This window comes from Ferroplasma sp., from assembly GCF_031200575.1.
GTDB lineage: Archaea > Thermoplasmatota > Thermoplasmata > Thermoplasmatales > Thermoplasmataceae > Ferroplasma.
The window spans coordinates 1,551,505-1,575,249 of the sequence record NZ_CP133597.1; the positions used below are offsets into that span (position 1 = coordinate 1,551,505).

The 23,745-nt window shown below is 39.3% G+C and carries 25 protein-coding genes; 6 read left to right on the forward strand and 19 right to left on the reverse strand.

The window, feature by feature from the left end:
* Positions 1-27 precede the first annotated feature (27 nt).
* From RE471_RS08180 to RE471_RS08190, 3 genes are read left to right on the forward strand one after another with little or no spacing between them, the layout of a single operon-like run.
* Positions 28-1,854, forward strand: a complete 1,827-nt coding sequence (locus RE471_RS08180) for an FAD-binding protein (RefSeq protein WP_309214357.1) — start codon at positions 28-30, stop codon at positions 1,852-1,854.
* Positions 1,847-3,040 (forward strand): NAD(P)/FAD-dependent oxidoreductase, encoded by a 1,194-nt coding sequence (locus RE471_RS08185; protein WP_309214358.1) that lies wholly within the window; start codon positions 1,847-1,849, stop codon positions 3,038-3,040. The genes RE471_RS08180 and RE471_RS08185 overlap by 8 nt, the downstream gene beginning before the upstream one ends.
* On the forward strand, positions 3,041-3,328 hold the full coding sequence (locus RE471_RS08190) for a 4Fe-4S dicluster domain-containing protein (protein ID WP_309214359.1): 288 nt from the start codon (positions 3,041-3,043) through the stop codon (positions 3,326-3,328).
* A gap of 397 nt (positions 3,329-3,725) precedes the next feature.
* On the opposite strand, the gene RE471_RS08195 is transcribed toward RE471_RS08190, so the two are convergent.
* From RE471_RS08195 to carA, 10 genes are all read right to left on the reverse strand, one after another.
* Entirely contained in the window at positions 3,726-4,031 is a 306-nt protein-coding gene (locus RE471_RS08195; protein ID WP_309214360.1) for a hypothetical protein, read from the reverse strand.
* A 32-nt stretch (positions 4,032-4,063) separates the two neighbouring features.
* Entirely contained in the window at positions 4,064-4,459 is a 396-nt protein-coding gene (locus RE471_RS08200) for a hypothetical protein (protein ID WP_309214361.1), read from the reverse strand.
* 11 nt (positions 4,460-4,470) lie between these two features.
* Positions 4,471-4,830: a hypothetical protein gene (locus RE471_RS08205; protein WP_309214362.1), complete on the reverse strand. Its 360-nt coding sequence runs from the start codon at positions 4,828-4,830 to the stop codon at positions 4,471-4,473.
* 22 nt (positions 4,831-4,852) lie between these two features.
* On the reverse strand, positions 4,853-5,071 hold the full coding sequence (locus RE471_RS08210; protein ID WP_309214363.1) for a hypothetical protein: 219 nt from the start codon (positions 5,069-5,071) through the stop codon (positions 4,853-4,855).
* A gap of 9 nt (positions 5,072-5,080) precedes the next feature.
* Positions 5,081-5,365, reverse strand: coding sequence for a hypothetical protein (locus tag RE471_RS08215; protein WP_309214364.1), 285 nt, complete (start codon positions 5,363-5,365; stop codon positions 5,081-5,083).
* Positions 5,366-5,740: 375 nt separating this feature from the next.
* Positions 5,741-5,956, reverse strand: a complete 216-nt coding sequence (locus RE471_RS08220) for a hypothetical protein (RefSeq protein WP_309214365.1) — start codon at positions 5,954-5,956, stop codon at positions 5,741-5,743.
* A 292-nt stretch (positions 5,957-6,248) separates the two neighbouring features.
* Complete coding sequence (locus RE471_RS08225; RefSeq protein WP_309214366.1) at positions 6,249-7,847, reverse strand: amidohydrolase family protein; 1,599 nt, start codon at positions 7,845-7,847, stop codon at positions 6,249-6,251.
* Between the two features lie 298 nt (positions 7,848-8,145).
* Entirely contained in the window at positions 8,146-8,817 is a 672-nt protein-coding gene (gene nth / locus RE471_RS08230) for an endonuclease III (protein ID WP_309214367.1), read from the reverse strand.
* 55 nt (positions 8,818-8,872) lie between these two features.
* Complete coding sequence (gene carB / locus RE471_RS08235; RefSeq protein WP_309214368.1) at positions 8,873-12,028, reverse strand: carbamoyl-phosphate synthase (glutamine-hydrolyzing) large subunit; 3,156 nt, start codon at positions 12,026-12,028, stop codon at positions 8,873-8,875.
* A gap of 2 nt (positions 12,029-12,030) precedes the next feature.
* Positions 12,031-13,077, reverse strand: coding sequence for a glutamine-hydrolyzing carbamoyl-phosphate synthase small subunit (gene carA / locus RE471_RS08240; protein WP_309214369.1), 1,047 nt, complete (start codon positions 13,075-13,077; stop codon positions 12,031-12,033).
* A gap of 195 nt (positions 13,078-13,272) precedes the next feature.
* Here carA and RE471_RS08245 point away from each other — a divergent pair, with 195 nt between their 5' ends.
* A complete protein-coding gene (locus RE471_RS08245) occupies positions 13,273-13,950 on the forward strand; it encodes a DUF3834 domain-containing protein (RefSeq protein ID WP_309214370.1) in 678 nt (225 codons plus the stop codon).
* Between the two features lie 79 nt (positions 13,951-14,029).
* Positions 14,030-14,542, forward strand: a complete 513-nt coding sequence (locus RE471_RS08250; RefSeq protein WP_309214371.1) for a regulator — start codon at positions 14,030-14,032, stop codon at positions 14,540-14,542.
* Here the strand turns inward: RE471_RS08250 and RE471_RS08255 are convergent.
* From RE471_RS08255 to RE471_RS08270, 4 genes are all read right to left on the reverse strand, one after another.
* A complete protein-coding gene (locus tag RE471_RS08255; protein WP_309214372.1) occupies positions 14,539-15,615 on the reverse strand; it encodes a 5-(carboxyamino)imidazole ribonucleotide synthase in 1,077 nt (358 codons plus the stop codon). The genes RE471_RS08250 and RE471_RS08255 overlap by 4 nt on opposite strands.
* Positions 15,612-16,082: a 5-(carboxyamino)imidazole ribonucleotide mutase gene (gene purE, locus RE471_RS08260; protein ID WP_375379273.1), complete on the reverse strand. Its 471-nt coding sequence runs from the start codon at positions 16,080-16,082 to the stop codon at positions 15,612-15,614. Before purE ends, RE471_RS08255 begins: the two co-directional genes overlap by 4 nt.
* 37 nt (positions 16,083-16,119) lie before the next feature.
* Positions 16,120-17,763: an NADH:flavin oxidoreductase gene (locus RE471_RS08265; protein WP_309214374.1), complete on the reverse strand. Its 1,644-nt coding sequence runs from the start codon at positions 17,761-17,763 to the stop codon at positions 16,120-16,122.
* 64 nt (positions 17,764-17,827) lie between these two features.
* Entirely contained in the window at positions 17,828-18,388 is a 561-nt protein-coding gene (locus tag RE471_RS08270) for a DUF4382 domain-containing protein (RefSeq protein WP_309214375.1), read from the reverse strand.
* Between the two features lie 120 nt (positions 18,389-18,508).
* Between RE471_RS08270 and RE471_RS08275 the strand changes: the two genes are divergently transcribed.
* Positions 18,509-19,960 (forward strand): gamma-glutamyltransferase, encoded by a 1,452-nt coding sequence (locus tag RE471_RS08275; RefSeq protein WP_309214376.1) that lies wholly within the window; start codon positions 18,509-18,511, stop codon positions 19,958-19,960.
* Positions 19,961-19,963: 3 nt separating this feature from the next.
* Here RE471_RS08275 and RE471_RS08280 read toward each other — a convergent pair whose 3' ends face one another.
* From RE471_RS08280 to surE, 5 genes are all read right to left on the reverse strand, one after another.
* Positions 19,964-20,200 (reverse strand): MoaD/ThiS family protein, encoded by a 237-nt coding sequence (locus RE471_RS08280; protein WP_309214377.1) that lies wholly within the window; start codon positions 20,198-20,200, stop codon positions 19,964-19,966.
* A 3-nt stretch (positions 20,201-20,203) separates the two neighbouring features.
* The gene (moaA, locus tag RE471_RS08285; RefSeq protein WP_309214378.1) at positions 20,204-21,151 is read right to left on the reverse strand and encodes a GTP 3',8-cyclase MoaA; all 948 of its coding nucleotides are present in this window, start codon (positions 21,149-21,151) and stop codon (positions 20,204-20,206) included.
* Between the two features lie 79 nt (positions 21,152-21,230).
* Positions 21,231-21,953 carry an ABC transporter permease gene (locus RE471_RS08290; RefSeq protein WP_309214379.1) on the reverse strand — a complete coding sequence of 241 codons (723 nt, stop codon included), beginning with the start codon at positions 21,951-21,953 and terminating at the stop codon, positions 21,231-21,233.
* The gene (locus RE471_RS08295) at positions 21,943-22,782 is read right to left on the reverse strand and encodes an ABC transporter ATP-binding protein (protein ID WP_309214380.1); all 840 of its coding nucleotides are present in this window, start codon (positions 22,780-22,782) and stop codon (positions 21,943-21,945) included. The genes RE471_RS08290 and RE471_RS08295 overlap by 11 nt, the downstream gene beginning before the upstream one ends.
* 129 nt (positions 22,783-22,911) lie before the next feature.
* The gene (gene surE, locus RE471_RS08300) at positions 22,912-23,721 is read right to left on the reverse strand and encodes a 5'/3'-nucleotidase SurE (RefSeq protein ID WP_309214381.1); all 810 of its coding nucleotides are present in this window, start codon (positions 23,719-23,721) and stop codon (positions 22,912-22,914) included.
* Between the last annotated feature and the right edge of the window lie 24 nt (positions 23,722-23,745).

Sequence of the window (23,745 nt, forward strand, 5' to 3'; positions counted from 1 at the left end):
TTTTAATAGCACTTTGCATATACTCCCATGAAAGGCATTAATATTGTTGTTGCTGTGAAGCAGGTTCCGGATGCCGATGATTTGAGAATTGACCCGGTAACCAATAACCTTGTCAGAGAGGGAGTACCCGCAATTATAAACCCTCCTGACCTGCATGCCATAGAAGAGGCACTCAGGATAAAAGAAAAATATGGCGGAACAGTTTCTATTGTTTCAATGGGCCCACCCAAGGGCGACCTTACATTAAGGGATGCCGTGGCAATGGGCGCAGATAACATATATCTCATAACAGACGCAGCAATGGTTGGATCAGATACATGGGCAACATCATACACCGTTTCAAGAGGAATAGACAAGATAGGGAAGCCAGATATAATATTATTCGGGAGGCGTGCCCTGGATGGGGAAACCCAGCAGGTTGGGCCGCAGACAGCTATGTGGCTGGGCATTCCGGAAATAGCATATACAGATAAAATACTGGATATAAATATGGAAACAGGGGTTGCAAAACTCCAGAGAACAACGGAGTTTGATACTGAAACAGTTGAGGTAAAGATGCCCTTTGTTGCAACCATAACAGAGAATTCAAATAACCCAAGGGAGGCAACCCTTGAGGGCATGATCAAATCAATGACCTATCAGGTTACAAGGCTTTCGAAGGATGACATAAAGGCAGATCCTAAAAAGATCGGCCTGGCTGCATCTCCCACAAAGGTTATAAGGGTAAGGCCGCCGCCCAAGATGAGAAATCCTGAAATTATTAAGAATGAGGATTTGAACAAAACTGTGGATTTTCTCGTGGCCAAGATCAAGGAATCCCTGAAGGGAATGAAATCTATGGAAAATGCCTATGAAAAGCCAGAGCCTGTAACAAATGTAGAAGACAATATATGGGTTTATATCGATCATTTCGATGGTGAGCTTAATAAAACATCACTGGAAATTCTCGGTGCTGCAAGGAGGGTTGCAGACCTCATGGATACGAAGCTCGGTGCAGTTATTATAGGAGACAAGGATGAAAAGCTTATAGACACATCATTCAAATACGGTGCAGATGAAGTTTATTACTGCGAGGCTGAAAATGCTGGAAGATATGACAACGATATATACACTGCTGCCCTTGAAATGATGATTAATAAATACAAGCCAAACTCAATATTCTTCCCTGGAACCTCAAATTCAAGGGAACTGGCATCAACAACAGCGATAAAGGTCAATACAGGGCTTATAGCAGATTGCATTATATTCGATGTGGATGAAAAGGGACAGCTGCAGGCAACAAGGCCCGATTTCGGCGGCAAGGAAACATCAACAATCATATGCCCGAACAACAAGCCCATAATGGTAACTACCAGGGCAGGAGTGTTTTCTGCACTTCCTGAAAGGGACTTCAAGGGAAAAGTTATACGGGAAAAAATGAAAAAGGCTGACACAAGATTCAAAATAACCGATTACAAAAATATAGAGAAAACCAATGTTCTTGCTGCTGCACAGGTGGTTGTTGGAGCAGGCAGGGGGCTGGTAAATAAGGATAACCTGAAGCTCGCCGAGGAGCTTGCAGACAAAATAGGAGGAATAGTCGGTGTGAGCAAGCCACTTGCTGATGCAAACTGGTACCCTCATGACAGACAGGTCGGGCAGACAGGTACAACAATAAGACCAAATCTTTACATAGCCCTGGGAATATCAGGAGCTATACAGCATCTTGTTGGAATCCAGGGATCGAAGAGAATAATTGCAATAAACAGCGATCCAGAAGCGCAGATATTTGAAAATTGTGATTACGGAGTTATAGGGGATGTTTTCCAGATAGTCCCGGAACTCATTAAAAAAATTGGTGATGTAAATGCTTGATTATGATATAGTAGTGGTGGGAGCAGGCCCAGCAGGTTCGGCCGCTGCACTTAAGGCAGCCTCAGAGGGGAAGAAGGTACTTGTGATAGAGAGGGGTCCGGAACCCGGATCAAAAAACGTTTCCGGCGCCATGATAAGAAAGGATTATGTAACGTCTATCTTCGGAGAGGATATGCCATTTGAGAGAAAAGTTGAAACTATCAAAGTTTCTCTTTACAATGGTAATAAACCGGTAGATATAGAATTCCATCCAGATGGCCTTGTTACAACAGGCAGGTTAAAATTTGATAAATGGCTATCATCTATTTCTGAAAAGGCGGGCGCCATGGTCATTCCCAAGACAACTGCATTGAAGCTTAACTGGGAGAATGGCGTTGCAAAATCACTTACAACAGACAGGGGAGAGGTATCTGCCAAATCCTTTGTTCTGGCAGAGGGAGTCAATTCACTGGTTTCCATGGAATCGGGAATCAATGGCGACTGGACGCCTGAAAACTCTGTACAGGCTGTAAAGATGGTCTATTCCATAAAGAAAGGAGATCTGAATACATTGTTCAATTTGCCCGATGATAATACCGGCATGTCGTGGAGAATGATTACATCAGATCCGCTGGTGGCAGGGTTCATGTACACATACAAGGATAGCCTTGCAGTTGGAATTGGTTCTCCGATTAAAGAACTTGTCGACAGAAAGATAAGGCCGGAAAAACTTCTTGATGATTTCCTTGAAATGACAGGCATTGCTGAGAAGGTAAAGGGATATTCCCTCAGGGAGTATTCGGCCAAGATTATACCTGAGGGTGGATTCCCTGATATCAATGTTGCAAAGGGCAATGTTTACCTCTGCGGGGATGCAATTGGGCTTGTAGATCCTTTGACATTTGATGGAATTACCCCGGCAATAGCATCAGGAACAATAGCAGGAGAAGCCGCAGTCTACAATTACGATAAGGAGATCTACAGATACAACCTTATGAAGAATCCAGAAATTTCAAAGATTGCAAAGGAGAGGAAACTGGAAACAGATTTCATGACCGGCAATAAGGCTGGTGAATACATAAATATGGTATCATCTATGCTGGAAGGCTGGGCTTCAGGAGATCTGATGGGAATAAGGAACACCATGGTCAGCAATTATAGAAATCTAATACCTGACCTGATGACTTTTGTTATGAGGATGAGATAAATGAGAACAGAAGAAAAATTATACACGTTGAGATATAAGAAGGACGACAAATCGCATCTTGCAATCAAGGATGTAAACACGTGTCTGGAGTGCACTGCTAAGTACGGTGAACCACAGCCCTGTGTTTCCATATGCCCGGCAAATGTGTTTTCATGGCAGAACAATAGAATAGTAATAGGTTACGAAAACTGTGTGGAATGCGGTGCATCTAGGATTGCCTGCCCCTATGAAAACATTGACTGGAATTATCCCCGCTTCGGAAAAGGCATAGCCCTGAGATATGCATAATCCCTTAAATATTAATTTATTAATAATTTTTGGATACTTTTTATTCGCTTTTAGTATAATATAATTTATAGTTGTACGTGTTTATATTATATAGAATAAAAACTATAAATAAAATAATAAAAATTCGTGATAAAGGCCTTAAATTCGTAATTATCCATGTCATCATCTTATAAGTTATAAAATCTATATTATAATATTTAAAATTATTCTGTATTTCTACTTTTATGCAATTTTATTGTGTTATACACTAAACTTATAAGAAGACCGATAAAAAGTAACAAAAACAAAATTATACCGAGTTTATAACTTGTATATATTGAAACTATTAACTCGCCCAAACTTAGAATTATTAAATAGATGATAATTAAAATATTCCTATTAGCCATTTTTGTCGCCTTTAAAGATCAAAGTTGTTAAAACAACTATGCGCTACCGACGCCGTTACACCAATAAGTGCAATACCTGCAAATACAATTACACCCCATGTCGCTAAAAGTGCCAAACCGAATCCAATCCATGCTAATGCGTAAAATATTATCTGTACTGCACACCACCAGTTATTGTCTATAGCTATCCCTACTGTTTGATTTATCTCCATATTCTTTACATTATTATCTGTAGACTTTAACATATTACTCATTCCTGTTGCTATGTATGAGTATTCTATACCGAATTTGTGCATTGTATTATTTGTCGAGAACATATAATTGATTGATATTAATTTTATACTGTTTATTAAGTTTTTGTTGCTTTATTTTTTTGGGTTATAGATTTTTTATTGTAGTTATATGATATCAGAGATAGGAATATTACCCCTATAATTATCGATAAAATTCTTATGATTTTCTTATCTGTTATTTCAAATACAGCAAATAAGGAGAATGTTAATATTATAATGTCTAAGATATACACTATTTTATTATATACAATTTGCCTATTCTCTTTTACAAAATGTATCGTACCTTTTTTAGCACTATAATATACGAAAATTAACATTAAAAATAATAATGAAAAGGAGACGATAAATAGTATAAAGGAATCCTTCAATGTAAATACATAAAGTAAACTGAAAATTATAATGAAAGCAACATCGATAATTGAGTATATCTTTAGATATTTGTATTCATCCATTTTAAATCCCTTTAAAAGCAACCCCATAAAGTCCCAATTATGGATGAGCCACTCGCAGCTATAAATAATCCATTATAAATCCAGAATACTAACATAGTGTCGAATACCAGTCCCACGCCAGACAATAATAGCATCAGCACCCCAGCAACAAGTCCCACTAAAGAAACAGTACACATCCAATTCCAGTCTATAGCTATCCCTACTGTTTGATTTATCTCCTTATTCTTTACATTATTATCTGTAGACTTTAACATATTACTCATTCCTGTTGCTATGTATGAGTATTCTATACCGAATTTGTGCATTGTATTATTTGTTGAGAACATATAATTGATTGATATTAATTTTATACTGTTTATTAAGTTTTTCATTTCATTATTATATTGATGATTCCTAGTTTAAATACTTTTTAAATATTCCGCGCCTCCAGTATATTATAGTAATAACAGGCAATAATATTGCAAATACTAAAAATATTATAGTAAAATATAAAGAAAAAATTTTATGTTGAACATTATATAGCGTTAAAAAATCTAGAATACCTAATAGAGCCACAAATTCTCCAAGGACAAGTTCAAATATAAATATAAAAATTTTATTTTTATTATTCATATAACCCCCCTAACAGTATATACATTCTGTTAAGCCCCCAACAACAGCAAATAGAGCTAAGCCAAGTAATACGATGGTAATTGCAACTGGCCCACCTATGATCAAAAACGCAATTAAACCTATTTCGAAACTAATGCCACCAGCAAATATTAGAGATAATGGAAGCCAGTTCCAGTCTATAGCTATCCCTACTGTTTGATTTATCTCCTTATTCTTTACATTATTATCTGTAGACTTTAACATATTACTCATTCCTGTTGCTATGTATGAGTATTCTATACCGAATTTGTGCATTGTATTATTTGTTGAGAACATATAATTGATTGATATTAATTTTATACTGTTTATTAAGTTTTTCATTTCATTATTATATGTTGATTTATAGTCAAGTGTAAACTCATTGCCGAGGAGTATTTTAGATGAATTGATTGGTACTATGTTTGCATATATGTATGAGATGTTTTCTGAATTACTGCTGTATATTATATCGCCTATTTCAACCTTATAATTCTTGAATGTATCTGTGAATGCTATTGTATACTTTATATCTGAATTGTTATAGCACTGTAGAAGATAATTTGTATTGTTTGTTCCTTTATAGCTGTATCCCGATGCCTTGAGTGTATTGTTTTTTATGTCCCTGTTCTCATATGCCCTTACACTGTTTATTTATTTGCTGCTTATTCCTCCATACTGTATATTACCTGACTGTGAGATGTTGAAGTTGTTCATGTATGTTATATTGCCTATTTTAACATATTTGGTAGTGACAGTATGGTTATTTATAATATCAGAATTATTATGGTCAACATTATCTGAAAATGCCATCATGACAAACAAAAGCGCTATAATTATGGATAGTCCTATAATATACTTTTGCTTCATATAAAATATAACACATAGTTATATATAGAGTTTTGGTACAAATATCTTTCATAATATTATCCTCAATTACCATACTGTATAGGAAATTCTTATGTACACCCAAACTAATTCCAATTTAATCACATAATGTAATTCCTTGGGATTCTGAAGAGGGAATTCACGGTGTCCATATAAGAGTTGAGTAGTAAGGCAGAATGTATGTTCTATATATAACAAAAATTGGCCGGAATTATCTGGGAGACATTACATATTTTCATATATCGGGAACAGAGATAGCCACTTATGATTTTTATTAATGTACCGAAATGGCATTAATTTTCATGTTTAACCATGGATTCAATTTATTGCCCAGGTCTGATGGATTTTTATCCCATATGGAAAAATCAGAAAAATGATTATTGCCAAGAACTCCGATGTTATCCCATTCTACAGTCAGGGAGCTCTGTGATGTGTATGTTTTCAAGGTTTCTTCCAGGGTAAGCTCTTCCCTTCCGCTATAAATTTCACTGTGATTTCCTGTATATGTTTTTCTGAATATAGAGGAGTACAGCCCGTATACCGGATTGAACGGTGTTACCGGACTATCCGATCCGTTTGATACCGGTATACTGTTCATCATCAATGTTTTTACAGGAAACAGGCATCTTGACTGCTCCTTTCCAATATTTTCTGTAAGGCCATCACCTATAAAGTATATAAATGCCAGCTGGGTTTCAACACCAACATTTAATGTTTTAATTCTTTTAATTATATCCTTATCCAGTTTATAACAGTGTACAAGACTATAAGTTGAAGATTTCCCATATTTTTTGACTTCCTCTATGGCATCAAGTGCGGTTACAATTGCCCGATCGCCTATGGTATGTATGCTTATATGCTGCCCCGTTTGTGATAATAGTCCCAGGGCCTTTCTGAAATTCTCTATATCCCATAATGGGATTCCTTTGTTATCAGTATTTTCAGGTTTGGCGTAATTATTTCTCATCCATGCAGTTCTTGAAAGTATACTTCCATCCATGAACATTTTGAATCCCGAAAATTTCAATCTGCTACTTTCATGTACCTTTTTCCATAATTCTATTTTTCTCTTAACATCCTCCAGTGAATATACCGGCAATACGAGAGCTACCCTTAATTCCAGACATCCTTCATCGGATAATCTATTCAATGCGGCAACACGGGTATCCTCATTAACGTCCTTTCCAGTACCGCCCATGTCCTTCACAGTGGATATTCCGGCTTCTTTATATTTACCAGCACCGAACTTAATAGCTTCCATATAATCGTTTATATCATATTCAGGAATCATTTTTTTAACAAGATCCATGGCATTGGCCTCATAAAGTATGCCGTTGGGTTCTCCGTTTTCATACCTTCCAATTTTTCCATTGGGTGGGGATTCAGTCTCCTTAGATACTCCTGCTAGCTCCAGTGCTTTGGAGTTGCATATACCATAATGTTCAGTCATCTGAGTAATAAACACCGGCGTATCTGGAAATACTGTATCAATAACCAGCCTGTCAGGGAGCTGTTTTTCCTCCATATCATATTCGTTGATAGCATATCCCTGGAACCACCTATGTATAACTTTATCCCTGTTATTTTCAAGCATTTCTAAAAATTGGGAAAATGATCGGACACTGGAAAAATTTACCTGATATTTCAATTTTAATGATGTAAGTGTAAAATGGTTATGGGAGTCTATAAGACCAGGAGTAACAAATTTATCACGGTAATCCACTGCATTATCCTTTTTAAGCAGTTCTTTTACCTTATCCCCGTTTATGTCATAATTTTCTGATATCATGCCATCGTTTATAACAAAAACATGATCTGAATTATGTGTACTGTAACCATCAAAATAGTTCCTGGCAATAATATACTTTTCCATTATTTCTACCTCTCTATTCAGATATACGCTTAATTGCGCATTTCTGATCTTAACAAATAATGGAGTTATTCTTAATTACTGTTTCGTCAGGGAACAAGTTGAATAGTTAATATTTCTCCACTAATTTATTACACTGATTGCAGAAATAAACCGTTAACATTATTTCTTTTGTAATAACCCCGGGCCTTTCGCCATATATAAAGATTTAAGTAGAAAGTGATAGGTATATTGCCATAAAAATTTTATATTAACCTGGCTAGATGAGTTATGCAACTGGATGCTGGGCAGGGCAATAAATTTATAATAGGTCATTTTTTCCTTTCACCTTAGTTTTTACCGTCTTTTTTGTGTATACACTAGAATAATAGTCACAGTATGATGATACTGGGCATATATTACATTTAGGGGATACAGGTTTGCAGATATTTTTTCCGAATTCTACCATAACCGGGTTGAATTCCACCTGTAATTTTTCCGGCACGATTTCCTTAAGTGCGGCTTCTGCCCTATCAGGGTCCTTTGCATTTATAATTCCAATCCTGTTGCAAATCCTGAAAACGTGGGTGTCTACCGCTATAGCCGGTATGCCGAATCCCTGCGTCAGGACGATGTTGGCTGTTTTACTTCCTGTCCCCGGAAGTTTGACCAGTTCGTCATGGTTGTCTGGCACCCTTCCACCGTATTCATGGTTTATTATTCTGGCAATATCAATAATCCTCTGTGATTTTACGTTGCTGAAGCCCACATATTTTATAATTGCCTTAACATCAGAGGGGTCGGCATTCTCCAGGCCATATGAATCGTGGTATTTATTGTAAAGCCCTCTGGCGGCTGCGTCAGTTACAATATCCTTTGTGCGGTGTGAGAGTATGGTTGTTATAAGTATCCAGAAAGGTGAGTCAGTAAACTCAAAATGATGTTCCGGGGAAACCGATTTTATCTTCTGATAAATCTTTTCAAAATCTTTCATGTAAACCCAATGATATAATTATTAATAAAACTATGATAAATTTTATAAAATATATTTAATAGTAATCCCCAAGCTCTCTTATACCTGCCTTTTTTCCGGATAGTATAGAATCAACAAGCTCTCCTGCAAATTTTATGTTTGTAATCAGAGGTATATCCTTTTTGATTCCCAGGTTCCTTATGGAAAAGCCATCACGAATGGATCCGTAAGATTCAGAGGGAGTATTGATTATCATTGATATGTTTTCATTCCTGATAATATCACTCAGGCCGGGAAGCCTGAGATCCTTTACCCGGTAAACTACCGTTGACCCGATGCCTGCAGCATGGAGGCTGCTGTAAGTGCCCGGTGTTGCATAAATCTGTACCCCATTCTGGCTTAGTTTTCTTGCTATTTCAATTGCTTTAGGCTTGTCAGGATCGTTTACAGTTATTATAACAGATTTCAGCTGGAAGTTGCGCTTCATTATCCGTATAACCTTGGACATTGCCTCGTGGAAGGTTTCACCACAGCACATAGCCTCTCCGGTCGACTTCATTTCGGGACCAAGTATAACATCCATATCCCTGAACCTCTTGAATGGAAATACAGGAACCTTGATGAAATATGATTTCGGTTCGGTATATTTTATATCAGGGTCCATGCCCATCATGGCCTTTATACCGTAATCTACCCAGTTTATGCCTGTTGCCTTGGCAACAAAGGGTACTGACCTGGATGAACGGGCATTCAGCTCTATGACATATATTTCTCCATCCTTTATTGCAATCTGCAGGTTTGATAGGCCCAGAAGATTAAAATTCACCCTCAGTTTCTCCACAATGTCCTGAATTTTTTCCACTGTGGAGGTTTCCAGCAGGTGCGGGCCCAGAACCATTGTGGCATCGCCTGAATGTGTGCCTGCCTCCTCTATGTGCACTGATATGCCGGCTATTACCGATTTTTTCTTTGATGATATAAAATCTACATCAATTTCTGTGGCATTCTGCAGGTATTTGCTTACAAGTACTGGAGATCCCGGCCTCTCTATGAACAGTTCACGGACACGATCCTGAAGTATTCCATAGTCGTATATTATATCCATTGCCCTGCCCCCAATAATGAAGCTTGACCTGATTATAACCGGTAGTTTGATACTTCCTATCTTTTCTTCCAGCTCATTCATATTGGAAGCTTCAATAAAATCAGGCTGCTTTATGCCCAGGTCCTTAAGGGCTGCAGAGAATTTTGTCCTCTCCTCTATTCTGAATATATCTGCTGGCTGCGTTCCTATCACCGTATCCCTGAATATTTTAGAAAGACCATCCGCCATGTTCTGACCTGTCTGTCCCGAGAACTGGATTATAATGCCCTGTGGTTTTTCCACAGATACTATATTTGATATATGCTCCAGCGTTATGGGCTCAAAATACAGCTTGTCAGATATATCAAAATCTGTTGATACCGTCTCAGGATTGCTGTTAACCATTATTGCCTCAAAACCCATTTTTCTCAGTGAGAGTATAGATTTTACTGCTCCGTAATCAAATTCTACACCCTGGGAAATCCTGTTTGGCCCCGATCCTATTACAATAACTTTTTTTCTCTGTGCTATTTTATTATCGCTGTATCTGTCATATGATGAATACATATAGGACGTATCTGACTCAAACTCGGCAGAGCAGGTATCTATGCTTTTATAAACCGGGATTATATTCTTATCCAGCCTGTATTTTATAATTTCGGGTACACCTATTTTGGAATAATATGAAATGGTTTCATCTGATATCCCAAGAAGTTTCAGGTATTCCATGTTTTCAGGTATTTTTCCTGGTTTTATTGATGATATGCCACCGGCTATGTTCCTCATTTTCTCAACAAAGAATTCATCGTAACCGGACAGTTCCGATATTTCAGCAGAGGAAATACCCTGAAATAGGGCATCAAAAATGGCAAATATTCTCTGGTCATTGGGAATTTTCATGAGTTCACGTGCCTTCTCGGGAGATGTGAACAGCCTCATGGGAACTGCCTGCTTGATATCCAGCGATGAGATTGATTTCATTAGGGCTTCTTCGAATGTCCTGCCAATGCCCATGGCCTCTCCAATAGATTTCATTTCTATTCCAATTTCTCTTTTTACCGAAAATTTATCAAAGGGCCACCTGGGGATTTTCACGGTTATGTAATCCATAGACGGTTCAAAGGCTGCATATGTATTTTTGGTTACCGGGTTTTTTATCTCATTTATATTGTACCCCATTGCAATTTTAGTTGAGATACGTGCTATTGGATACCCGGATGCCTTTGAGGCAAGTGCAGATGACCTGGATGTTCTTGGATTGACCTCAACCACGTAGTATTCGTTTGTTGCCTGGTTAAGGGCGAACTGTATATTGCATGACCCTATCACACCTATCTCATTCACAATATGAATGGCAGAGGTCCTTAATTTCTGGTAATCATCGTTGGTCAGTGTAAGGGATGGTGTTGTTACTATGCTTTCTCCAGTATGAACCCCCATGGGGTCCAGATTCTCCATATTGCATATGGAAATGCAGTTTCCTGCATTGTCCCTCATCATTTCGTACTCTATTTCCTTGAGTCCAAGAAGCGATTCGTCCAGTTCCACAGTATCATCATGCACAGAAAAATAGTCATCACAGTATGAAATTAATTCATCCCGGTTTTTAATTACAACCCCACCTGATCCGCCCAGGGAAAAACCGGTTCTCAGTATCAGTGGGTATTTTTTAATGCGGTCAATCATGTCTTTATAATCCTCCCTGACCAGCGTATATGACTCTATTATAGGTTCACCTATCTGCCTCATGAGGTTAAAAAACTTCTTTCTGTCCTCTGCAATTTCTATGGATGTTACTGGTGTGCCCAGGACCTTTATCCCATTTGATTTTAGTATTCCAAGTTTGTCAAGCAAAATTACCAGGTTAAGTCCCACCTGCCCCCCTGTTGAGGGCAAAATGGAATCTATTTTTTCCTTTTTTATAATTTCTAATACACTTTCCGGGTCAACCGGCTCTATGTATACCCTGTCGGCTATTTCATGGTCTGTCTGTATTGTTGCAGGATTTGAATTCAGGAGTACAGTGCGGACACCCTCCTCTTTCAGTGCCAGGCATGCCTGTGATCCCGAATAATCAAATTCTGCTGCCTGGCCAATAACTATGGGCCCTGACCCTATAACAAGTGTGCACTTTATATCTGTATTCATTTTTACTCACCAACTGTGTTCCTTACCATATTGAAAAACCATGTGCTGTCGTAAGGGCCAGGATATGCTTCAGGATGAAACTGCACTGAAAATACAGGCAGTTCCCTGTGCCTGATCATTTCAACAGTGCCATCGTTGATATCCCTGCCTGCGACTTCCAGGCCGGTACCACCAAGTGAATTGCCGTTGACCGCATAGCCGTGATTATGGGATGTAATGTATACCCTGCCATCTATAAGCACAGCATGATTTATGCCACGGTGGCCGTATTTCATTTTTTCCGTTTTACCTCCCAGGGAAAGTGCTATCAGCTGGTTGCCGAGGCATACCCCGATTACAGGCATTTCAGATGATTTTTCCCTTATAAAACCCCTCAGGGGCTCAAGGGATTCGTGATCAGGGTCTCCCGGCCCATTTGGCAGGAATATGGCATCATAATGGAATTTGATTGAATCAAAATCATAATTGTATGGAACAATATGGAGCGAGGCAGTTTCACTGATGCGCTTGACCAAGCTGTTTTTGGTTCCCACATCCACGAATAAAATCTCCTTTTTTCTGCCGGAATTATAGTACTGGTAATTCTTTCTGGATACAGTTCCCACAAGGTTAAGCTTCATTGGATCCGGGAAGCTGCCCGGGAATTCGTTCTTATTGCCGATATAAGCCCTCACAGTGCCATTCTGCCTTATCTTCTCAACCAGCTCCCTGGTATCTATGCCATCTATTGCAGGTATTTTATTTGCCTTCAAAAATTCATTGAACCCTTTCCCCGGGTCGCCGCCGTTCAGGAAGGCATGTGCATCCCTTGTGATTATTCCGGAGACCTGAATTTTATCAGATTCCATATGCTCCATGCTTATACTGTAATTTGCAATCTCGGGAAAGGCAAAAATCAGTATCTCTCCAGCGTATGATGGGTCAGTTATAGTTTCCACATACCCGGACATTGATGTTGTAAAAACGATCTCCCCGCTGGCCTCCCCATCATAGCCGTAGCCATAGCCCTCATATGATGTCCCGTCCTCAAGTAACAAGTATCTTTTCATTTAAACCTTAAAAAACCTAATCTCAACATCCAATATATTATTTTTCATTATGTTTTATAATTATTCCACATTATGCATCATTCTTTTTGGGGATTATCCATTTTTTGATGTTTGAATAAAACATGGTCATATTTAGTACATTACTGGTACATACAATAACATTAAGTTAATAAACACTTTTTTAATAAACTACTCATGAAAGTTATAGCAGCACCTGGACCGGTTTGCTACCCTCTTGTGGCAGCAATGATGGAAAGGAAAGATATAGATGTAGAATTCAAAAAATCCTCTGATATTGGAAAGGACAAGCCAGACGTTGTCCTGGATTCCACGGTTTCTCTGGTAAAAAGCGGATTGCCCATTGATTATGTAACTATTGAGAATCTTTCCAGAGTCGCACCGAAGCTCGGATACAAAATAGGCATGACAAGAAAGGGTGGTGCCTCCGATGTTTTATTCAGGGCATACGTTGGAGAAACAAAAAAGGATGTGGAAATCCAGTATTTCGAGAGCATGGGAGAGCTCATGGAGGCAATGAACGCAAATAAGGTTGATACAGTTGTTGTACCGGCAATGGACAATGCCGGAGTCAGCATAGAGGAATATTTCAAGAAAAATAATGTTGCAATACCTGGAAGCTGTGGTGCCACTGTGTACGGCAAGGAAAAAGATTTCGTTGATGCATACAACCTTGGAATCAAAATACTGAAGGAAAAGCCAGAGGAAGCAGCGAAATTCATTATTTCACATCTGCCCATGCAATTTCCTCCTGAGTTCGTTATAAACACCATGAAGAATTCTGATTTAAATGTACACAAGCCAGGGGATTACAGTGAATTTGTGAGGCTTGTTAAAAAATATTCTACACAGTGAGATGAGAACTGCTAGAATATTAAATTATTTTAATTTGTTATATTGAATTATTAAATACTCAAATTACATTAGAGGTTTTATGTGGGACTACATCAATCAAATATTTCAGGGATACCCTGCAGAAATGAAGGTCATACAGAAAATGACAAAGGTCGGTATATCAGTCAAGATTGTATACGATGAGCCAAAATTGTTCTGTGATGCCATTGAGATTAAGCCCAATTCCATTGCAAGGGCATATAATGTGGACAGGCGGGTCATTGTCAATCTTATTCAGAAAGTAATAAGCGACAAGCGGCTTTATGATTTTTTCAGCAACCTTTCCCCTGTTTCCAATTTTGAAAATTCAGGATCAAAAATTGGCTTCGGGGTTATAGAAATTATTCCGGTGGATGCGGGAAAGCCGGGCATTATCGCAGGAGTTATGAAACTCCTTGCGGATAATGGGATATCAGTAAGGCAGGTAATTACTGATGACCCGGACCTGATAGATAATCCCAGGGCAATAATAGTGACAACTGAAACAATAAGTGGAAGTGTACTAAATGAAATAAAAAAGGTTAACGGTGTAAAGGCTGTTCTCCTGCTTTAAATAAACTTTTCCAGGTTGTCACCATATATTATTTCCATTACATCCTTTATCTTTTCCCGGACCTCCTCATAGGTATCACCATAAACGTTAACGTGCCCCATTTTTCTCTTGCGCCTTACCTCATTCTTGTGGTACCAGTATATGTTTGTTTTGCCCAGTTCCAGTATTTTTGGTATGTGCCTTTCTATATCTGTGCCTATTATGTTAACAATTCCGGATGGCACAAAGAGATCTGGCCTTACAGCATCCATTCCTGAGACCGCCAGTATATGTTCCTCGAACTGGGAAATTGAACTCCCTGTCAGTGTATGATGACCCGTGTTGTGTACTCTTGGCGCATATTCATTTATTATTACATCTCCATCCTTTACATAATATTCAATCCCCATAACACCAATATAATCCAGGGATTCCATTAGCCTCTTTGCTATGTCAATCATTTCAAGGGTATTTTTCACAGGCGAGATGTTGTATATGAGAATGCCGTTCTGGTTATAGTTAAAGGAGGGCTCAAAATTGAAGAATTTTCCCTTTTCGTCCCGGACGGCGATAATGGATGCTTCGTAATCATAATCTATGAATTTCTCTATTACATAGGGCATATCTGGATGGCTTTCATATTGCGTATCCTGATTTATATAGTACTGGTTTTTTCCGTCATATCCCCCCATGCAACTTTTTATTACAGCTTTTTGGAATGATTTTGCCATGTTGAACGCATCCCGGTAGGTTTCAGCGTACTGGTAATCTGCTATGGGGAAATTATGATCCTTAAGAAATTTTTTTTCCAGTGACCTGTCCTTCTTTAACTCCACAGCTTTCCTGGATGGGCGCAATTTTCCCATCTCATCAGCATAGTTAAGGATTTCACTGCTTATATGTTCAAACTCGTATGTAACGTAATCACAGGCATCAACAAATTCCTTATATTCGGAAACATCATAGAATTTATCAGCTATTTCCGAGGAGGGGCCCCTGTTATCATCTATCACATAAAATTCTATGGGATACCTGCGCATGGTATTTATCATCATGTATCCCAGCTGTCCTGAACCGATAATCCCGATTTTCATAGCTTATCACCCAGTACCGAATCCCTCTGCTTTGCCACGAAATCATCCAGCATTTCCCTGATCTTGGGATACTTTATTGAAAGAATTCTCACAGCAAGCAAAGCCGCATTCCTGGCGCCATTTATTGAAACAGTAGCCACCGGAACCCCGGGTGGCATCTGAACAATAGAAAGCATTGAATCCAGGCCATTCAGAGATTTTGATTGAACCGGAACCCCTATAACAGGAAGTGTTGTCATTGCTGCCACCATGCCAGGCAGGTGTGCTGCCCCGCCGGCACCGGCTATTATCACCTCAATGTTGTTTTTAATAGCATCATGCGCATACTGAAGCATGAATTCCGGGGTTCTGTGTGCCGAAACAACCCTGTACTCAACCTCAATGCCAAAATTCTTTAATTCGTCTACAGCTGCCTCCATTACAGGAAAATCCGATTTGCTGCCCATGATTACTGCCACTTTCATAATGGATTATGGAAGCAATAGTTATAAAAATTTTCAAAAATTAAAGGAAGCAACTTTCGTTTTTTAATATATACTCATCAACAGATCTTCTTCCGCTCTTCATGGCCTCCAGGATATCGTACTGATTTTTATCATATAATTTTATATCGTAGGAATCAAGGTTTTTAAATTCAACGCCTGCCTTTTCGGCCAATTTCCTGTATCCGGATACCCTTGACCGCTCAAGAGTGTTTAATGAATCATTGCTCATTATCACATGATTCCTGGCTGCTATGCTTAAAACATCATCGAAGTACCTGTATATATTAGTATCAATGCTAATGTCTCCATTGCCCCTGATGTCAGGATAAACCCTGTCTGGTATGCACATTATTCCATTTTCCACTGATTCATGCCTCACATCTATGCCATATCTATTCAGCATCACACTGTAATAATCTATTAGAGGCATGAAATCACGCCTCTTGTATTTATCCACGATTTCATTGAACTGACCGCCAACCTGGATCTTCTCGTATACTACTGGCTTTAAACCGAGACTGGCTGCGTAAATCGATGCTTCGAGCCCTTTTATGCCTGCCCCGACTATTACAACCTCCCCCATGTATTTCCTGTCACGGTATCCAATGTTCTCTAGGCCTGTATATGGATTTACAGTGCATCTTACCTCCGCATTGGACAGGTTTCTGCATGCCTGGTTGCATCTAATGCAGGGCCTGTATGGAATTCCATTCTGCAGCTTGAATGGCGTGTAAGGATCAGCAAGTGCCTGCCTCCCGAGAACCACAAAATCTGAAACTTCCAGTGCTTTCTGTGCATCTTTCATTGAATTTATGGAACCCACAAGCATAATATTTCTATCAAGCTTTTTTCTGAGTTTTTCCCCTATATGCACATGGTCGTAGTAAAATGATGCTGAAGACCCTGGCGGTGCAAATCTGCCAGCAGAGAAATGCACATAGTCAATATTATTCAGTGCAGATGCTATCTTTATACCGTAATCTGCATTATAACCATCCTGGTCGTCCTCATAAAGGCTCAGCCTGATCCCCACGGGAATATCAACTTTTTTTCTTATCTGTGATGCGATTTCATTGATAATCCTCACCCTATTTTCCATGGAACCGCCATATTCATCAGTTCTGTGGTTCAGTGCGGGAGATATAAACTCCTGGAAGAGGTAACCATGTGCCCCGTGCAGCTCTATGCCATCGAATCCTGCCCTGGCTGAGAGTTCGGCCGCATTCAGGAATTTATCTTCAACGCTTCTAATATCCTCAAAGGTCATTTCATCCGGAATATTCCCCATGTAATCAACACTGGACGGTGCAAACACACTACCACTGTTATAATGTGGATTGGCCTTTCCGCCGGCATGAACAAGCTGCACAAATATTTTAGAGCCTGATGCGTGAATTCTTTCAGTTAGTCTTGAAAGTTTTGGAATCTGTTCTCTCTTAAAAACCCCCATCTCATTGGGGGAACCTTTTCCATTTGAAGAATCCACGTATGCATACTCTGTTATTATGAGACCAAACCCCCCTCTTGCACGTTCATTTAGATATGCAATGTGATTCTCATTTGTTGTGCCATCAATATTGCATAAATTTGATATCATGGGTGCCATGACAAATCTATTCTTAAGCTCAACATTTCCTATTGTGCCTTTTTCAAAAGGATTCATTGTACATTAGCATTATATGAAAAATAAAGTTTTTGTGGATAAAAAATATTCAAAATTTTAAAATTTAATTTATTATAACTGATGCGCTCATGTTGAATGTCTTGGAGCTCATGTGGATATTATTAGATAGGTTGAAATCAGTTACCATGGATGTGGTGGTATGTGCGGCTACTGTGAGCGGATGGACAAAGACAACAAGTGCAAATGCGTGTGCCAGATGAAGACTAACGCTTGTTGAACTAGAAAATCCAAGGAATCCAGCTTCAATGTATACTGAAACGTTGCTTATGTATATTTTCATCAGATTATAGCTTCCTGCATGTACTGAAAGATTTGATAGGAAGGCTGCATCGCTTGCGGTTAGATTCATTATGTTAACAGTCTTATCATGCAGTGAGTAGTTTGTCCATCCTGTGGAATTTGAAGATGCTTTATCAGAATGCAGTGCAATAGCAGAGAATGTCACATTTACATCCATAACCCCACTGAGACCAGTTGGGGTATCTGCTGCACTGACCTTCAATTTTCCGGTTGTTTCGTAATGGTAGGCATAATAGCCTCCACCGGCAACAACTGCCACTATTATTACTATCACGATTACCGACATTAATTTATTCGATTTCATAAACTATATTCGAAAAATTTATATTTAAAGTTTTACAATTATTATTACAGGCAAAATGTTTTCTTACAGAATAATTATTATATTGAAATCATTTAAATACATGGAGTAAATATTTATTTTATGAAATATAATGTGGCTACCAGCCATCCGTTAAGCTCGCAGGCAGGAATAGAAGTGCTGGAAAAGGGCGGTAATGCATACGATGCCATGCTCGCAGCGTCATCTGCCCTAGTTGTGGTTCAGCCCCATTTCAATGGCCTTGGGGGAGATTTATTTGCAACGATAAATGATAATAAATATTACTGTATCAATGCAAGTGGATATGCCGCGGCAGACGCCAGCATAGATTTTTACAATCAAAAAGGCCTTAAGGAGATACCAAAGAGGGGGCCATTATCATCTTTTTCCATACCCGGGCTTGTATCCGCATGGATTATTGCCAGTGAAAAGGCCAATCTACCACTTAAAGAGGATTTTAAAAGGGCCATACAGTTCGCAGAAACCGGCTTCGAACCCAGTAGAAAGCTCGTTAAGGCAATCAATAAATTCGATGGTGGAGATGAGGACTTCAACAGCATATATAAAGATACAGAGAAATGGCTTGTGCAGAAAGATCTGGGAAATACATTAGAATATCTTGTGAATAATGGGCTGGAATCTTTTTACACAGGAGAAATAGCCGGGAAGATTGAAAAGGACATGGAGGAGAAAGGCGGATTAATAACAATGGATGACCTGGCTAAATACAGGGCTGAGATAGTTGACCCTATAAGGGTAAAATACAGGGATTACAGTATTTATACAAACCCACCTGTAAGTCAGGGACTAACAGCCGCTGTATGGTTAAGAGACCTGAACAAATACGAACTTTCTGGCATGGAACACCAGAAGTACTATGATACACTGATTAAAACTATGTATGATGCCTATAATATAAGGAGAAATTACATCTACGACGGGGTTAAATTGCCTGAAAATATTGATAACTTAAAACCTGATGGTACACAGAATGTCAGTGGGAAATCCGATCTGTCCGATACCACTGCGTATTCTGTATACGATGGTAATATTGAAATCAGTGCCATACAGAGCAATTATATGGGATTTGGATCAGGGCACACTATTAGGGGCACAGGCATAAATATGAACAACAGGGGAAGCTACTTTTCACTTGATAGTGATAACAAAAACTCACTGAAGCCCGGAAAGAAAACATTTCATACACTGATGAGCATTATTGCATCTGGTAAGAAGGATATTATGCTGGGTAGCATGGGCGGAGATGTACAGCCACAGGTGAATGTGCAGATTCTCTCAAGAATTATTGATCTTGGGTACACCATACAGGATGCAATTGCATATCCCAGATTCGGGTATCCGGCCTCAATATACGGGGACTCAAAAATTTATTATGAGAGCTCTCTGAGGCTTGACCACTACGAACCGGTGGATGATCTCAACGATATGATGGGGCATGCGCAGGGAATTACTACTGGAAAAGATGCAGATAGAGGGATAGATCCCAGGGGTGATGGTCTGTTGCTATACATGAAGGGAAAATATTTCACATAATTACTATCCCCCGCTTACTGGAGGAAAAAAAGCCACCCTGTCTCCATTCTTTAAGGGAAGCCCGGAATAGTATTCATTATTGACTGATATGAGAAGATTACTTAAATTTCTAAGCCCGGGGTACATTGAAAACAGGGTTTCCCTTAGCTCATCCATGCCACCTGAGCCTATTTCCACAGACTCCTGGGTTTTACCTGTTATATCCCTGACATGGGCAAAATAAAGTACTGTTATCCTCATTGTTTACCTCCAGTAAGGCACCCTTGCAGCTACCGCCTTTCTGTATACCTTATCTATTTCCTCGCTGTTTTCAAGTACATCCTTTATATTGAAATAGTCATTTTCACGTAGCAGGCAGGTCTTAAACTGCCCATCTGCGGTTATCCGCAATCTGGTGCAGTGTTTGCAGAAATCCGTGTTTCTCATGGGCTTTACAAATTCTATTTTGACCACGCCAGAGTCAGTATTCACGGTGTATCGTTCCCTGTTGTGAAGGGGGTTGTATTCTATTCCCTCAGCCTGTTTCCTGATTTTATTTTCAATTGCATCCAGTGGCACATGGTATTTTATGTATTCCTCACTGTGCTCCTTCTCCCTGTTTGCCTCGAATTCAATCAACTGAAGGGTGCAATCATTCTCAGCGCAGAATTTTATCATGCCATCTACCTGATTCTCATTGATATTCTTCATCAGGACAAAGTTTATTTTTATGGGGCCCAGCCCGGCATTCTTTGCTGCTTCTATGCCCTGTTTTACCATGGGGAGGAAGTTCTTCTTAGTATCGGTTATAAAATGGAAGTTGTACTCATCTATTGCGTGCATGGATATATTGACACGGTCAAGCCCTGCCTTTTTGAGACCAGAAGCAAGCTTCGGCAGCTCAACCCCATTTGTTGTCAGGGATATGTTCCCGGTAATGTGTTTTCTTGTCCTTCTGACAATGTCCAGTATATCCTCACGCAGAAGTGGCTCCCCACCGGTAAATTTGATTTTATTTACACCATGGCTTGCGGCAACAGCAACAACTTTCTCAATCTGTTCCGGGGTCATGTACTGCATGCTTCTTTCTGTTCCTTCCATATGGCAGAATATGCAGTTGAAATTGCAAATGGCATTTAACTGAATTCTAAGGCTGTTAACCGGTCTGCCGAATTTATCATAAAGCATTTCGGAATCCACAGTGTTTAACATATACTCACATATTGCAGGAAATCTATATAAGCATTTCTTTGTATACTGTTTCAAATAATGGATAAATAATAAGGAAAAATCAGTTCTCCCTCCATCTTACCAGAATCCTTGCCAGTATTGCGTAAACAGCTGTTTCAATAATAAGTACATAGAGCATTATATTCAGTTCTGGTGAAAGCCCGAATGCTCCCTGGGCAAGCACTGCAGCAGGGGTTGTTGGGGACAGCGCAATAAGATACAGAAAAACCCTGGGAACATATGAATATGGATAGAAAGTTGGTGGAAGTATGCTTGTTATGATGGTGAGTATGCCTGTAATTCCCCAGATATTCCTCAGATGCTTTATTGACCCTGAGATAATAAAGGAAATTGATGTTGTAGAAATAATCAAGAGCACCATGATGAGGATCATTACCAGGGAATCATATACAGTAAACAGATGGTACACAGAACCCAGATAGATGTATAACACTATTCCTGGTACAGAAAAAACCAGATAGCTCATTGTGAACGCGGCCATGTAGTCAAATGGCGATACCCGACTGGGAACATAGAGATCCTGTATCCTGAGCTGCAGCCTGAAAAACGCTGAATCCCCTGCCCCTGAAAGCCCCACAGAACCAACGAATGCTATAAGCCCTCCGACGATTGCGAATTTAACAAGCGCTCCATGGCTCAATACGAATACAAGAAATAAAAGTGTCAATGGCGTAGCTAATGAGGCGAACAAATATGAAGGGCCCCGTACTATAGTTTTAACACCGTAATACCACGCCATTGTGAGTATAAACTTAAGATTCAAGATCAACACCTCTTATTATGAAAAGGTCTTCTATTGAGATTTTTTTAAGGGAATAATATACATTTTCATATTTTGAAAGATCACCCCTGTTAACATATTTAATATACATATTGCCAACATGATATGAATTGGGCATAGGATCCCGGGATTCAACCCTTACCTTATCCTTCAGGTCATGTAAAAGCTGATCTGCTGTTCCTGAACCTATAAAGCTTCCTGAATCCATCATGTATATTTTTTCTGAAAGCTCTGTTGCCTCCTCCATGTAATGCGTTGTTAATACAACGTTTCCGGTGAGCTCCTTTATGGCACTCCATGTTTCCATTCTGGACAGTGGGTCAAGGCCTGTTGTGGGCTCATCAAGAAAAACTGTATCTGCATTTGAACCCAGGGCCATGGCTACAAACATCTTTCTCTTCATGCCACCTGACAGCTCATCAGTGGGAACATGCATTTTATCACTGAGCCCCACACTTTTCAGTGCTCTTATGGACTCATGCCTGGCAGAATGAAATGAAAAACCCTTTCCAGTGAGGTACATGAATACCTGTTCATATGCAGTTAGGATGCCTATGGGGGCAGCCTCCTGGGGAATGCTTACAATTCTCTCCCGTATCTGGCGTGTATCCTTTGTTATGCTCAGCCCATCTATAAGTGCGTCTCCGGAGGTAGCCTTTAACTGGGTGGACAGTATCCTTAGAAGGGTGGTTTTTCCAGCGCCATTTTTTCCTATAATAGATATAATCCCATTATCCAGATTCTGGGAAATAGAATCCAGAGCTTTCTGCCTTTTTCCATATTCTTTGCTAAGCCCCTGTATCTGAATCATCTGGCTTCATGAACTCAATGCTTATATATTTTAATATCTACTTGTTATAATTACCCTGAAAGAGAAGGAAAATTTCAGGATATATAATTAATTTATCTTCATAATAAAAATATAGATACTGTTAATTGATTAGGCAATTCTCCCCTGATTTTCCATTATTCTACCCTGCACCCTTTCAAAAAATTTCTCTGTTGGTTTATAGTTGGTAACGTTGTGGCCATGTATGGAAAGCGGAGTTACTGAGATATTTTTCTCCTCCATGAGGACATAATAATCAGTATTTTTATCTTCCTGCATTTCTATCTCATTCCCGAGCCAGTAATAGTCCTTTCCATTTGGGTCCTTATTATGCACCAGATAATCATGGAAAACGCTGGAGGCCATTGGAACGACTTTAATTTCTGTATCATCTGTTATATTTTCTGGAAAATTTATATTTAGCACATCAGCATTTTCCGGGAATCCATTCTGGAGGCTTTCCTCCATTATATACCGGGAATATACGCCTGCCCTGGAAAAATCTGAGTCCTCATTTGCGTTGATTTTATCAGTAACCATGGAAAAGGCCATGGATTTAATTCCCTTCAGTGCAGCAGCCATTGCAGCTGATATAGTCCCGCTGGCGTAAATGGATCTCAGTGATATATTGGACCCGAGGTTTATGCCGCTTGCCACAAGATCAATTTTCCTGCCCGGAAGTATGACATTCTGTGCTATTGTTATTGTATCGGCAGGATAGCCTGATATGGAGTAGCCATTAATCCCGTAATTTTTAAGCGACTGTATCCTCATTGGCCTTGTAAAGGTAATAGTCATGCCAGAAGCACTTCTCATACTGTCGGGTGCAACCATAACAGCCTCATCAATCAGGGAGGCATTTTTATACAGCTCTTTTATGCCCACTGCATTATATCCATCGTCATTTGTAACTAAAATCATAGTGTTTTTATATACGACTATTAT

Excerpts from the sequence above, each read along its gene's own strand:
- moaA (WP_309214378.1), bottom strand. The coding sequence starts at position 21,151 with ATGTTAAACACTGTGGATTCCGAAATGCTTTATGATAAATTCGGCAGA.
- RE471_RS08225 (WP_309214366.1), bottom strand. The coding sequence starts at position 7,847 with ATGGAAAAGTATATTATTGCCAGGAACTATTTTGATGGTTACAGTACA.
- carB (WP_309214368.1), bottom strand. The coding sequence starts at position 12,028 with ATGAATACAGATATAAAGTGCACACTTGTTATAGGGTCAGGGCCCATA.
- RE471_RS08195 (WP_309214360.1), bottom strand. The coding sequence starts at position 4,031 with ATGTTCTCGACAAATAATACAATGCACAAATTCGGTATAGAATACTCA.
- RE471_RS08250 (WP_309214371.1), top strand. The coding sequence starts at position 14,030 with ATGTGGGACTACATCAATCAAATATTTCAGGGATACCCTGCAGAAATG.
- RE471_RS08180 (WP_309214357.1), top strand. The coding sequence starts at position 28 with ATGAAAGGCATTAATATTGTTGTTGCTGTGAAGCAGGTTCCGGATGCC.
- nth (WP_309214367.1), bottom strand. The coding sequence starts at position 8,817 with ATGAAAGATTTTGAAAAGATTTATCAGAAGATAAAATCGGTTTCCCCG.
- RE471_RS08265 (WP_309214374.1), bottom strand. The coding sequence starts at position 17,763 with ATGAATCCTTTTGAAAAAGGCACAATAGGAAATGTTGAGCTTAAGAAT.
- RE471_RS08245 (WP_309214370.1), top strand. The coding sequence starts at position 13,273 with ATGAAAGTTATAGCAGCACCTGGACCGGTTTGCTACCCTCTTGTGGCA.
- RE471_RS08215 (WP_309214364.1), bottom strand. The coding sequence starts at position 5,365 with ATGCACAAATTCGGTATAGAATACTCATACATAGCAACAGGAATGAGT.
- RE471_RS08210 (WP_309214363.1), bottom strand. The coding sequence starts at position 5,071 with ATGAATAATAAAAATAAAATTTTTATATTTATATTTGAACTTGTCCTT.
- RE471_RS08205 (WP_309214362.1), bottom strand. The coding sequence starts at position 4,830 with ATGAAAAACTTAATAAACAGTATAAAATTAATATCAATCAATTATATG.
- RE471_RS08295 (WP_309214380.1), bottom strand. The coding sequence starts at position 22,782 with ATGATTCAGATACAGGGGCTTAGCAAAGAATATGGAAAAAGGCAGAAA.
- RE471_RS08200 (WP_309214361.1), bottom strand. The coding sequence starts at position 4,459 with ATGGATGAATACAAATATCTAAAGATATACTCAATTATCGATGTTGCT.
- carA (WP_309214369.1), bottom strand. The coding sequence starts at position 13,077 with ATGAAAAGATACTTGTTACTTGAGGACGGGACATCATATGAGGGCTAT.
- RE471_RS08185 (WP_309214358.1), top strand. The coding sequence starts at position 1,847 with ATGCTTGATTATGATATAGTAGTGGTGGGAGCAGGCCCAGCAGGTTCG.
- RE471_RS08190 (WP_309214359.1), top strand. The coding sequence starts at position 3,041 with ATGAGAACAGAAGAAAAATTATACACGTTGAGATATAAGAAGGACGAC.
- surE (WP_309214381.1), bottom strand. The coding sequence starts at position 23,721 with ATGATTTTAGTTACAAATGACGATGGATATAATGCAGTGGGCATAAAA.
- RE471_RS08255 (WP_309214372.1), bottom strand. The coding sequence starts at position 15,615 with ATGAAAATCGGGATTATCGGTTCAGGACAGCTGGGATACATGATGATA.
- RE471_RS08270 (WP_309214375.1), bottom strand. The coding sequence starts at position 18,388 with ATGAAATCGAATAAATTAATGTCGGTAATCGTGATAGTAATAATAGTG.
- RE471_RS08280 (WP_309214377.1), bottom strand. The coding sequence starts at position 20,200 with ATGAGGATAACAGTACTTTATTTTGCCCATGTCAGGGATATAACAGGT.
- RE471_RS08220 (WP_309214365.1), bottom strand. The coding sequence starts at position 5,956 with ATGAAGCAAAAGTATATTATAGGACTATCCATAATTATAGCGCTTTTG.
- RE471_RS08275 (WP_309214376.1), top strand. The coding sequence starts at position 18,509 with ATGAAATATAATGTGGCTACCAGCCATCCGTTAAGCTCGCAGGCAGGA.